This is a genomic window from Rhizobium sp. 10PS4 (assembly GCF_032464805.1).
Classification (GTDB): Bacteria; Pseudomonadota; Alphaproteobacteria; order Rhizobiales; family Rhizobiaceae; genus Rhizobium; species Rhizobium laguerreae.
On sequence record NZ_JAWDIW010000003.1, the window covers coordinates 452,490 to 463,743 of the forward strand.

The following is an 11,254-nucleotide window of genomic DNA, read 5'->3' on the forward strand; positions in this document are numbered from 1 at the left end:
ATCCTGCCATTTTGAGAACATTCCTCTCAGATAGCGGAAGGATTGCATGGATCGTTTTGACGCGATGTCGGTACTGCTGGCGGTGGTCGATGCCGGCAGCCTTTCTGCCGGGGCGCGGCAACTGCGTGCCCCCCTTGCCACGGTCAGCCGCAAGGTCGCCGATCTTGAAAAACACCTCGGCGTGCCCTTGGTGCTGCGCACTCGCCGGGGCCTGTCGCTGACCGAAGAGGGGCGCACCTTTGTCGCCGCCTCACGCCGTATCCTTGAGGAGCTGGACGCGGCGGAGCGGCAGGCGAGCGGCGACCATGGGGCGCTGCGTGGCGGGCTCCATGTGACCGCACCTGTTGCCTTCGGCGAGCGTCATCTGCTGCCAATCTCGCTGCAATTCTTGAACGAGCAACCCAATATCAACCTGCGCCTGACGCTGGTCGATCGGCAGATCAATCTGGCGGACGAGCAGGTTGACGTGGCTCTTAGAATTGGCCACCTGACGGACAGTGCCCTGATCACAACACGCGTCGGCAGTGTCCGCCGGGTGATCTGCGCCAGCCCCGAATATCTGGCCCGGCGAGGCGTGCCGCGTCAGCCGGAAGACCTCGCACGACATGACGGCATAAGCTTCCAGGGCTTTGCGACCGCGCCGGAATGGCGCTACCGCCGCGACGGTCCGGCCTTCGCCATCGAGCCGCACCCCAAACTCGCGGTCAACACGACGGAGGCGGCCATTCAAGCTGCAATGGCCGGTATCGGCATTATCCGCGTACTGTCTTACCAGATTTCCGATCAGCTGCGCTCCGGCGCTCTGCAGGAATTGCTGACGGAGTTCGCGCCGGAACCGCTACCTGTGAACGTGATGCATGGACCAGCCGATCCGCTGTCGCTGAAGGTGCGCTGCTTCCTCGATTGGATATTGCCCCGCCTACGCGCGCGGGTTGCGGACTAAAGCGCTCGTCGCCGGGCGCGGCTCGGTTGATGACAGTCACGCGAAACGGTCCGAATGCTTCGGGGCGCGGCTGGCCTTTCCTAAGTTCGTAACATGTCGACCCAGAAATCGCTGAACGAGAGGCGCAACGCCGCCATACTGCCGACGCCCGAACCTCTGAAACGGAGCCAGTCGGTTCAAGCCGCCGTCGGGTTGATCACGTTCATATCGATTTCGGTCAGCTCAACGCGCCGCTCGAAAGCTATGCCCGCCTCGTCGAAGAGGTGGCAATCTGCGGCATTGATGCCGGTCGCGACCGGCGCGTCCGCACGGATGCCAACGCTGCCCGGCAGCATGGCGCAGAAATTCTCGGACTCTCCGTTGAGCGAGGCGTAAGCGACGGTATTTGCCCCGAGGCGCTCGATGACTGTCGGGGTCACGGTAAAGACGATATCGCCGCCGCCAAGCTGGATATGCTCCGGCCGGATGCCGAGCGTTAAAGCCTTGCCGGCCATGCCGTCGCGCGGCGTCACCGGCAGAACGGCTGTCTGGCCTTGATAATCCACCTCGACGCCATTGGCGCTGACGCCCTTGCAGATTACGGGCAGGAAATTCATTTTCGGATTGCCGATGAAGCCGGCGACGAACTGGTTTGCGGGTTTGTGATAAAGCTCCAGCGGCGCGCCCGTCTGGGAGATGTCGCCGGAATCCAGCACGACGATACGGTCGGCCATGGTCATCGCCTCGACCTGGTCGTGCGTCACATAGATCATCGTCGCCTTCAACTGCCTGTGCAGCTTGGCAAGCTCGATACGCATGTCGGCGCGCAGCGCAGCGTCGAGGTTGGACAGCGGCTCATCGAACAGGAATATCTTTGGCTCGCGCACGATGGCGCGGCCGATCGCGACGCGCTGACGCTGGCCGCCGGACAGCATGCCGGGTTTCTGCTGCAGCCGCTGTTCGAGATGCAGGATGCGCGCCGCGTTCTCCACCTTGGCCTTGAGCTTTTCCTCTTCCATTCTTTCGACCCGAAGCGGGAAGGCGATGTTCTCGAAGACCGTCATGTGCGGATAGAGCGCGTAGGACTGGAACACCATGGCGATGCCGCGCTTGACCGGCGGCAGATCGTTGACCCTGACGCCATTAATGACGATGTCGCCGGCGGTCGTCGCGTCGAGACCTGCGATCATGCGCAAGAGCGTGGACTTGCCGCAGCCCGACGGTCCGACGAAAACGACGAACTCGCCGTTCCGCACCTCGAGCTGCACGCCCTTCAGAACTTCGTAATCGCCATAAAATTTCTGAACTTTGTTGAGAAGGAGTTGTCCCAAAAATCTGTCTCCACCGGCGGCCTTGGTCGGGCGTTCATCGTCAGGGAAGGGATCGCGGATGTCACATCCCGCGATCCCAGAGAGCCCGAGGGGCTTATTTGAAGGCTTCGATTTCGCCCGCCGCCTTCTTGAGCGCGGCTTCCGGCTCGGCCTTGCCTGTCACGACGGATTGGATCATCTCGATCATCGAGTTCTGGAAGCCTTTATAGTCGGTGAAGAGCGGCTCCGGGCCGCCGTAGCTGATGCCTTCGATCAAAGGCTTCCAGTGCGGATCCTTGGCGACGAATTCATCGACCTTGGGCGACGGACGCAGCGGTGTGAGGCCGGCGCCGCCCTGCAGTTCATATTCGGACTGCACATCCGGCGACGTGATGAACTTGGCAAATTCCGTCGCCTTGTCCTCGACACCCGAGCCCTTGAAGATCGCCAAGCTGTCGGTGATCAGCAGCGTGCCGGGACCCTTGGCGTCGGGGCCGAGCGGCAGCGTGGTAATGCCCCAGCTGATCTTCGTCGCCTTCAGGCGGTCGGCTGCACCCGAGCCGGCCTGGATCATCGCCACCTTGCCGTCGAGGAAGATGGCGCGGACTTCGTTCTGCTCGTAGGCCGTCGGGCCTTCTTCGGAGTAGGGGACGATCTCCTTGTAGGCCTTCAGCGCGGCGAGAATCTGCGGGCTGTCGAGCGTAACTTTACCGTCCGCATCGATCACCGTGCCGTTGTTGGTGTAAACCCAATGCATGAACTGGTGCATCGTGTTGTCGAAGGTCTTGGCGGAGAGACCGAAGCCCGGAATGCCGGTCTTTTCCTTGATGGTCTTCGCCATCTCGATTTCTTCAGCCCAAGTCTTCGGCGGCGTCTCGGGATCGAGGCCGGCCTGCTTGAAAAGATCTTTGTTCCAGTAAAGCGCCTTGGTGGAGAAAGCGATCGGAACGCCCCACTGCGTGCCCTCGAAGGTCACAGTGTTGACGATGTTCGGATAGTAGGTCTTCTTCTCGTCGTCCGTCATCGGCACCGGAACGATCAGGTCGTTCTGCGCAAATTCCTTCAGCGTGCGCGAGCCGACATAGGCCATCGCCACCGGCGTGCCGGCGGCAGCAAGCGTCGTTGCCTTGTCCTGGCACTGCGCCCATCCGACGACCTCGGGGGCGACCTTCCAGCCCGCGTTCTTTTCTTCCCATTGCTTGATGTATTTGGTGTGGACCGGGTCGATCGTGTCGCCGCAATAGATCCAGCTGATTTCCTTGTCGGCGGCCTGGGCAGTGACGGCGGTCAGTGCCGTCGAACCGAGCAGGGCGAGCGCCATAAGGCCTGTCTTGATTGATATGCTCACGTCGTGACTCCCATTCTTGTGTTAGCTGTTCACTCGTTTTTTGGTCTTATTGTTTCACCGCACCGGCGGTCAGCCCGCCGACAAGGTAGCGCTGAAGGAAGAAGATGACGACCATCGCCGGCGCGATACCGACGAAGGAAGCCGCCATCAGTTCGTTCCAGATGACCTCCTGCTTGCCGAAGTAAGCAAAGAGCCCCACCGGCAAGGGCATGTATTCGGTCTTCGAGTTGAACGTCAGCGCGAAGATGAATTGCTGGGCGTAAGCGCCGATGAAGGTGGTGATGGCGACGACGATAATCCCCGGCATCGCAATGGGCAGGATGACCCGGCGCAGCGTGTAGAAATGGCTGGCGCCATCCATGTAGGCCGCTTCGTTGAGTTCCTGCGGGATACGGATCATGTAGGTACGCAGCAGCCAGATCGCCGAGGGGATCAGGAAGGCGACGCCCGGCACGATCATGGCGAGATAGGTGTTGAGCACGCCGATGCTGCGCATCAGCCGGAAGAGCGGGATCAACAGCACGGCGCCGGAGAACATGTTCACCGTCAGGAAGGCGCCGAGCAGGATGCCCATGCCCCTGAACTCAAACTTCGCGAAGGCATAGGCCGCCGGAATGACGAGGCAAAGCACGATCAGCGTGACGATGATCGAGATGAAGAACGAGTTGAAGATATAGCGCCCGAAGCCCGGCACGCTGATCCACATCGTCCGGTAGGCTTCGAACGAGCCGTTCTCCGGCCAGAAACGGTAGGGCGAGGAGAAGAGTTGGCTGAGCGGCTTCAGCGAAACCAGGAAACCTTCGACGAAGGGCGACAGCACGAAGAAAAGAAACAGCGCGATGCCGCAATAGATCAGGATGATTTCCCACCAGCGGTAACGGTCGATCATGGCTGCGTTGCTCATGCGCGCTTCTCCGGATTGAGGCGGCGGGTGACGCGGAAATAGGCGAAGCAGAAGAGCGACAGGAAGATGCAGATCAAAACGGCGCGCGCTGCACCTTCACCGTATTTCTTCGAGCCGATCGCGGTCTGATAGGTATCGATGATCATCGTCGTCGTCTCGCCGCTCGGTCCGCCCTGCGTCAGGATCCAGATGATGTCGAACGAGTTGAAGGTGGCGATCAGCGAGAGCATCGACATGGTGATGATCGCCGGTACCATCAGCGGCAGCGTGATGCGGCGGAAGCGGTACCAGCGGCCGGCGCCGTCGGTCCAGGCGGCCTCGTAGAGATCCTTCGGAATGGACTGGATCGCCGCCAGGAAGTAGATCGTCACCAGCGGCACGCCGATCCACACGTCGGTGATGATCGTTGCCCAGAAGGCGGTGTTTCCATAGGCGAGGAAGGCGACCGGTCCGTCGACGAGACCGAAGCGCTGCAACAAGCCTGATATCATCCCGAACTGGCCGTTATACATCCAGCCCCACATGAAGATGCCGATCGCCATCGGCACGATCCACGGCGGCATGGTCAAAAGCCGGAACAGCGAGCGGCCGGGGACCGCGGCATTCAGCATGCATGCGCCGAACGTGCCGATCACCATTTTCAGGGCAACGGAGAAGAAGGTCCAGACGAAGGTGCGGATGATCACTTCCGCAAACCGTTCATTGAAGATCTTTTCGTAATTGGCCCAGCCGACCCAGTTGGTGGTCTTTCTGAGGGACGCGTCGGTGAAGGAGAGAATGAACGTATCGACCAGCGGATAGGCGACGATTGCCAGAACATAGAGAACAGCCGGAAGAAGAAGGATGCAAGCGAAGATGAAGGTGCTTCTTTGAACACTCATCTTGCCGCCCCCCTCAAGCCGCTCTCGCGTGAAGGGCTTCGTCGAAGCGGTCCCAGACGGGTCTGAGATCGACGACCGCTTTCTTCATCCTCGCTTCGTCCATCGCCAAGGCGAGGATGCCGGCTTCGAGCGCATTCAGGGTGGAAACAGGAAGTTCGAGCCCGGTGCGCACGCTTTCAAGCAGGTCGCTCGCCATCTGTTCATCGGCGCCGTAGTGCTGGGAGAGCTCGGTCGCGGCATATTTGTTTTCGACCACCTTGTTGCCGGTCAGCTGTTCGTGAACGTCGAGATAGCCGCGAACGAAATCGCCTTCGGCCATGCCGCGCGAACCCATGATGGCGAAACGGCGGAACTGGTCGGGCACGTTGAGATTGGTGTGAAAGTTCATGCCGACGCCATTGGCATATTCGACGATCGCCACCTGATAGTCGATAATATCGGCATCGCTGTCGAAGACCTTGTCCGATCCCATCCATCCGCTCGGCTTACGGTGGAAAAGCTCGAGGTCGTTGATGCCCTCGCGCGCCGGGTCGTTAGCCGGGATGAAGCTCTTGCGGCCGCCGAAACTTGCGACGCGCTCCGGCCGTGCGCCTATGACGCCGTTATAAAGGTCGAGGTCGTGGCAGCATTTCTCCAGCATGAAGCTGCCGGAATAGCGCTCGTAGCGGCGCCAGTCACGCATGAAGAAGGCGCCGTGATAAGGCTCGATATGTTCGGAGGCCTCGATCGACACGATCTGACCAAGCTTGCCCTCGGCCTGGATGGCGCGGAGATCCTTATAAAGGGGAGAATAGCGCAACACGAGACCGACCATCAGTCGCTCATGGCCGAATTTTGCCATCAGATGGGCGAGTTCGATGCTTTCGGCGATCGTCGTGACGATCGGCTTTTCGCAGAAGACCTTGAGACCGGCTTGAAGTCCGAGCCTGATATGGTCGAGATGCAGGTGGTTGGGGGAGCCGATCATCAGCAGATCGAGTTTTTCGGAGGCGAGGAGCTCTTGCGGCGAACCATAGGCCTTGCCGACTGAAATTCCCTTTTCCGTCAATCCGGGAAGTCCGGCGGGTTCCGGATCCACATAGCCGACAATGTCGAAGCTGTTATCGATTGCCTTGAAAACATAGCCGAGATAGCCGAGCCGGAATCCTAGCCCGATGATTCCCACTTTCATGCCGATCAAGTTCCCATTTAGTAATTTATTTTCTTTAAGTTGGGACAAAAATCGGGAGGCGTCAATAGAAAACGGGCATCGAAGCGCAAGCATGAAATTAATTTTCATAGATCGATAGCCGGCGGTCGATTGCTGGCTGCGACCAGCCGGACGCGGATTGCCAAAGCGAATAGGGCGCATCTCTTGACGCCGAGGCATCGAATTCAGCGACTGTGGCGCAGCCGACGATCGCCCCGGCAAGCTCACGCGGAACTCGCGAAATGTTGAAAAGAGCCGCGAGTTTACGTGTGTAGGATGATGCGAGACCCGAAGGCACGGAGGAGCCATCATGACCCGTATGACAGCCAAGGATTTCCCTCAGGAACTTCTCGAACTCTACGATTATTACGCGCACGGGAAAATTACCAAGCGCGAGTTTCTCGACCGGGCCGGCAAATTCGCCGTCGGTGGTGTTACGGCAGCTGCCATTCTTTCATCGCTGAGCCCTGACTATGCGCTGGCGACCCAGGTCGAGTTCACTGATCCCGATATATCAGCCGAATACATCACCTATCCCTCGCCAAAGGGAAATGGCGATGTCCGCGGCTATCTCGTCCGCCCCAAAAATGCGACCGGCAAAGTTGCGGCCGTGGTGGTCGTTCACGAGAACAGGGGCCTGAACCCCTATATCGAGGATGTGGCGCGGCGCGTGGCGAAGGCGGGTTTCATAGCCCTTGCGCCGGATGGCCTCACATCGGTCGGAGGCTATCCCGGCAACGACGAAAAGGGGCGGGAACTCCAGCAGAAGGTCGACCCGGAAAAGCTGATGAACGACTTCTTCGCGGCGGTCGAATTTTTGATGAACAACGATCTCACCACAGGCAAGGTCGGCATCACCGGCTTCTGCTATGGCGGCGGCGTCGCCAACGCTGCGGCGGTGGCCTATCCGGAGCTTGCCGCAGCCGTGCCCTTCTACGGCAGGCAGCCGCGCGCCGAAGACGTGCCGAAGATCAAGGCGCCTCTGCTTCTCCATTATGCCGGACTGGACAAGGGGATCAACGAAGGCTGGCCGGCCTATGAAGCTGCGCTGAAGTCCGCCGGAAAAACATTCGAGGCCTACGTCTATCCTGACGTCAATCACGGCTTTCACAATGATTCCACACCCCGCTACGACGAAGCGGCTGCCAAGCTCGCCTGGCAGCGGACGGTCGACTGGTTTACGAAATACCTCGCCTGAGAAGGCCGGACTTGAACGAGCTGCGGCGGGGAGCCATTCCCTGCCGCTTTTCCGTCCCGCGGCTTGTCAAGGCGACTGACGGTCCCCGATCAGGCTCCAGAAGGGATCGTCGCCGGACAGGTTTTCAGAATCGGCAAGCCTGCGAAGCTGCAGGAAAGAGGCGTCGGACACATCCCGATTTCCCCAGCGCAAGCAGTCCATGAATTTGACCTTACGTTCATGAACGCTCATCGGCGCTTCAAGGGATCCCTTCGCATGCAAGCGGGACTTGTCCAAAATGCGCCCGTCGCGCATCGTGACCGTGACGACATGCGGGAGGCGCTCCACGCCTTTTTCCTCATCAGCTGAATAGGACTGCATTTCGATGCGCGGCATGAATTCCCGGATTTCCGCTCGCCCAATCTCCTGCCGTGTAAAGTCCGAAAGGCTAAGGGAGCCTTTTAGCAAAGCTGTCGCCAGACAATATTGCATTGAGAAGCGGGCCTGCATCTCGTCGGCGGGATCGGGATAAGCGAGATTTCGGGCAGCGGATATGCCGACTTTCGTCTCGATCCTGGCAATGTCGTCCGCCAAAAGCCCATGCTCCTGCTTCAGATCCAGAAGCGCATCGATCGCGCGATGGGTCGAGGCGCAGCAGGGATGGCGCTTGGTCACCACGCCCCGGCTTTCGATGATATGCTCCTCGTCGAATGTCAGGTCTTCCCAGCCCTTGGCATCATCGCCGCCGAAAAGATCGACGAAGCCTTGCGGCCGTTCGAGGATATCCGGCCGCCCGCCCATGCCCGCCAGCGCCATGCGCGCCGCGTCCACGCCATTGCGCGCGGCAATGCCGGCGTGAAGCGGTTTGGCGCTCGTGCCGAACTGCCCTTTTGGGCCGCAGGCGAAGCTCGTCGCAAGGCTCATCGCCGCGATTAGGCTCTCTTCGTCGGCGCCGAGAAGCCGTGCCACGCCAGCCGCGGCCCCGATGCTGCCGACCGTCGCCGTTGCGTGCCAGCCTCTGTTGTAGTGAGAAGGATTGACGCCGAAGCCGACCGCCGCCTGCGCTTCCAGCCCGGCCAGGTAAGCCTCGATAAACCGTCTTCCGCTTGTTGCCTTGCCGCGCGTCAGAACCGCCAGCAGCGCCGGCACCAGCACCGCGGAAGCATGCGCCCTTGCCGGATGGAAATTATCATCGAAATCGAGCGCATGAGCCGCCGTTGCGTTGATGAGTGCGGCCAAAGAGGACGAGGCGGAGCCGCCGGTGACGAGCCGCGCTTCGCCGCCTCCGACGATCTCCCCGTCGAAGGCGCGAGTGAGTGCGGCAACGCTGTCATCGCCCCTGCCTGCAATCATACAGCCGATGGTATCCACCGCAGCATCTCTTGCTCGGTCCATGGCGAGGTCTGAGAACGTCGTGCGCGACAGGACCTGTTCCGCGATCTTCCGGAGAATGGTGGCCATTGACGAAAGTCTTTCCGTGAGTTTGGTTCTCAGCGGAAAATGTTCAACTTTCCGCAGCTCCGCAATCTTATGCGGTTTGCGGGTAGGGCTATCGACATTGGAGATAGAATGGCGCGAGACACGAGTGCGGCGATCAGCCTGAAGCATATCGAGGCCTATGACGCCATCGCCGCGACGGGCTCGACGATCGCCGCCTCCGTCGAGCTTGGGATCTCGCAATCCAACGCCAGTCGCTTGTTACAGCAACTGGAAGACTATCTCGGCGTCCGGCTTTTCGACCGGGAAAAGAACCGGCTTCAACCGACCCGCGAGGGGCTGCAGCTCGGCCCGGAAATCCGTGCCATTTCCGACCGGCTACGCGCCTTGAAAACGGCGGCGATGGAGCTCGAGAGCGGCCGATCGCGCGAGATCATGCTGCGGCTCGCCTTTCCCGCCAGCCTTTCCTCGACGCTCATTCCGAAGCTGGTGAAGAACTTTCTCGCGGCGAATGGTCCGATGCGCGTCGAGGTCGCATCCGGCAGCTATCTGGCAATTGAACGGATGGTGGCCGATGGCGAGGCCGATCTCGGCTTCGCGCGTCTGCCGCTGATGAGCCCGGGATTGAAACAGGAGAAGATCCTGTCGTCGCGGATCATTTGCGCCCTGCACAATGATCATCCCAAGGCCGGCAGCCGCCTATTGTCGGTCGGCGACCTGAAGGGGCAGGATCTGATCATGCTGAACAGGGAGCGACCGGTTCGCCACGAGTTGGAGGCGTTGTTCTACAAATCAGGCATCCGTCAACGCCCCTTGCTCGAGGCACATTCGGTGGCGAGTGCCTGCGCGCTGGCCGCGCAGGGGCTCGGCATTGCGCTGGTCGGCGAGATCATCGCCCGTGAATATGCGACGCTGCCGCTGCAGTTCATTCCGCTCGAACCCGAACTGCCGGTTGCCTACGCGCTGATCAGCGGAGAGAAATTTCCGATGCCCAAGGCCGCCAGCCTTTTCCTTCAAAGCATTTCGTACTGGGCATGATGACGGCGCCTGAACTGTCCCGGGGGATCGCAAACGCATGAATATCAAGCAACTGGAAGTCCTGCGCACGCTTCTGGCGACGGGGTCGACGATTGCCACGGCAAAGACGATGGGGCTCAGCCAATCCGGCGTCAGCCGCCTTCTCCAGCAGCTCGAGGGGGACCTTTCGATGTCGCTTTTCGTGCGCGACAAAGGCCGTCTCATCCCCACCCCCGAGGCCCTGCTTCTTGCCCGCGATGCTGAAAACATCTTGCTCGCGGTCGATCGGATGTCGGGCCACGCGGAGGACTTAAGAAGCGGCGCCGCCGGCCCGGAGATCGTCCGTGTCGGCCTACCTAGCAGCATGTGGGAGCATTTCGCGCCGGCAATGCTGGCCGATTACATCAGCGATTTCCCAGGTGTGCGGATCGAAACCTTTTTCGAGACGACGACCGCGATCAACAAGCTCGTCGAGCAGAGGGTTATCGATTTCGGCTTTCTGCGCATGGAAGGCGAGAGCGGACCGGGCATCGAGGTCGAGCGGGTCGCCACCGGCGAAAGCGTCTGCGTCGTTCCGAAGGATCATCCTCTTGCGAAACTGGAGGAAATCACGGTCAGAAATTTGCGCGACGTGCCTCTCATTCTGATTGGCCGACAACGGCCGAACCGCATGGCGCTCGACCAGACCTTCCGGCGGGCTGGCGTCAAGCAGATCGTCAAGATCGAGACGCATACCAACAGTTCCGCCTGTTCCTACGTCGCGCATGGCCTCGGGGTCACGATCATCAGCAGCTTTTATGCGAATCTCTATCGCCACCTGCCGGTGGTTCACCGTCCTTTCGTGCCACGCGCGACGCAGGAGTTCGGATTGGCGAGGGCAGTCGGGACGCCGCTGTCGATTGCCGCTCACGCTCTGAGTGATGCTTTGAAGCGACAGATCCAGCTTTCGCAAAAAGATATTTGAAATTAAACCTTTAGCCTGAGCTCTTACCCCAATGCAGCCGCTTTGGTTGCGGTCGTATTCCGCATAGACTTATGACGGAATCGCATAATATTGCGGATATTTCTT

General features: G+C 60.2%; 10 protein-coding genes. 4 read left to right on the top strand and 6 right to left on the bottom strand.

Annotated features, from left to right (window positions below):
- The first annotated feature begins 46 nt into the window (after window positions 1-46).
- Window positions 47-943 carry a LysR family transcriptional regulator gene (locus tag RWJ89_RS07880; protein ID WP_316030809.1) on the top strand — a complete coding sequence of 299 codons (897 nt, stop codon included), beginning with the start codon at window positions 47-49 and terminating at the stop codon, window positions 941-943.
- A 176-nt stretch (window positions 944-1,119) separates the two neighbouring features.
- Here RWJ89_RS07880 and RWJ89_RS07885 read toward each other — a convergent pair whose 3' ends face one another.
- The 5 genes from RWJ89_RS07885 to RWJ89_RS07905 all read right to left on the bottom strand — a co-directional run bounded on the left by RWJ89_RS07885 (window position 1,120) and on the right by RWJ89_RS07905 (window position 6,536).
- Window positions 1,120-2,253 carry an ABC transporter ATP-binding protein gene (locus tag RWJ89_RS07885; protein WP_131628878.1) on the bottom strand — a complete coding sequence of 378 codons (1,134 nt, stop codon included), beginning with the start codon at window positions 2,251-2,253 and terminating at the stop codon, window positions 1,120-1,122.
- A gap of 94 nt (window positions 2,254-2,347) precedes the next feature.
- The gene (locus RWJ89_RS07890) at window positions 2,348-3,553 is read right to left on the bottom strand and encodes an ABC transporter substrate-binding protein (protein ID WP_316030818.1); all 1,206 of its coding nucleotides are present in this window, start codon (window positions 3,551-3,553) and stop codon (window positions 2,348-2,350) included.
- 73 nt (window positions 3,554-3,626) lie between these two features.
- Window positions 3,627-4,484: a carbohydrate ABC transporter permease gene (locus RWJ89_RS07895; protein ID WP_003553169.1), complete on the bottom strand. Its 858-nt coding sequence runs from the start codon at window positions 4,482-4,484 to the stop codon at window positions 3,627-3,629.
- The gene (locus RWJ89_RS07900) at window positions 4,481-5,365 is read right to left on the bottom strand and encodes a carbohydrate ABC transporter permease (RefSeq protein ID WP_027665515.1); all 885 of its coding nucleotides are present in this window, start codon (window positions 5,363-5,365) and stop codon (window positions 4,481-4,483) included. Before RWJ89_RS07900 ends, RWJ89_RS07895 begins: the two co-directional genes overlap by 4 nt.
- A 13-nt stretch (window positions 5,366-5,378) precedes the next feature.
- A complete protein-coding gene (locus RWJ89_RS07905) occupies window positions 5,379-6,536 on the bottom strand; it encodes a Gfo/Idh/MocA family protein (protein WP_131662232.1) in 1,158 nt (385 codons plus the stop codon).
- 328 nt (window positions 6,537-6,864) lie between these two features.
- Between RWJ89_RS07905 and yghX the strand changes: the two genes are divergently transcribed.
- The gene (yghX, locus tag RWJ89_RS07910) at window positions 6,865-7,752 is read left to right on the top strand and encodes a YghX family hydrolase (protein WP_131662233.1); all 888 of its coding nucleotides are present in this window, start codon (window positions 6,865-6,867) and stop codon (window positions 7,750-7,752) included.
- A 66-nt stretch (window positions 7,753-7,818) separates the two neighbouring features.
- Here the strand turns inward: yghX and RWJ89_RS07915 are convergent, their stop codons facing one another.
- A complete protein-coding gene (locus RWJ89_RS07915) occupies window positions 7,819-9,192 on the bottom strand; it encodes an MmgE/PrpD family protein (RefSeq protein ID WP_131662234.1) in 1,374 nt (457 codons plus the stop codon).
- A 39-nt stretch (window positions 9,193-9,231) separates the two neighbouring features.
- Here RWJ89_RS07915 and RWJ89_RS07920 point away from each other — a divergent pair, with 39 nt between their 5' ends.
- Together RWJ89_RS07920 and RWJ89_RS07925 are read left to right on the top strand one after the other, a co-directional pair.
- Window positions 9,232-10,206 carry a LysR family transcriptional regulator gene (locus RWJ89_RS07920; protein ID WP_206105833.1) on the top strand — a complete coding sequence of 325 codons (975 nt, stop codon included), beginning with the start codon at window positions 9,232-9,234 and terminating at the stop codon, window positions 10,204-10,206.
- 37 nt (window positions 10,207-10,243) lie between these two features.
- Window positions 10,244-11,149 (top strand): LysR family transcriptional regulator, encoded by a 906-nt coding sequence (locus tag RWJ89_RS07925; protein ID WP_131662236.1) that lies wholly within the window; start codon window positions 10,244-10,246, stop codon window positions 11,147-11,149.
- Window positions 11,150-11,254: the final 105 nt, after the last annotated feature.

Coding starts and splice junctions, on each gene's coding strand:
- yghX (WP_131662233.1), top strand. CDS start 6,865: ATGACCCGTATGACAGCCAAGGATTTCCCTCAGGAACTTCTCGAACTC.
- RWJ89_RS07890 (WP_316030818.1), bottom strand. CDS start 3,553: ATGGCGCTCGCCCTGCTCGGTTCGACGGCACTGACCGCCGTCACTGCC.
- RWJ89_RS07920 (WP_206105833.1), top strand. CDS start 9,232: ATGTTCAACTTTCCGCAGCTCCGCAATCTTATGCGGTTTGCGGGTAGG.
- RWJ89_RS07915 (WP_131662234.1), bottom strand. CDS start 9,192: ATGGCCACCATTCTCCGGAAGATCGCGGAACAGGTCCTGTCGCGCACG.
- RWJ89_RS07895 (WP_003553169.1), bottom strand. CDS start 4,484: ATGAGCAACGCAGCCATGATCGACCGTTACCGCTGGTGGGAAATCATC.
- RWJ89_RS07905 (WP_131662232.1), bottom strand. CDS start 6,536: ATGAAAGTGGGAATCATCGGGCTAGGATTCCGGCTCGGCTATCTCGGC.
- RWJ89_RS07880 (WP_316030809.1), top strand. CDS start 47: ATGGATCGTTTTGACGCGATGTCGGTACTGCTGGCGGTGGTCGATGCC.
- RWJ89_RS07900 (WP_027665515.1), bottom strand. CDS start 5,365: ATGAGTGTTCAAAGAAGCACCTTCATCTTCGCTTGCATCCTTCTTCTT.
- RWJ89_RS07925 (WP_131662236.1), top strand. CDS start 10,244: ATGAATATCAAGCAACTGGAAGTCCTGCGCACGCTTCTGGCGACGGGG.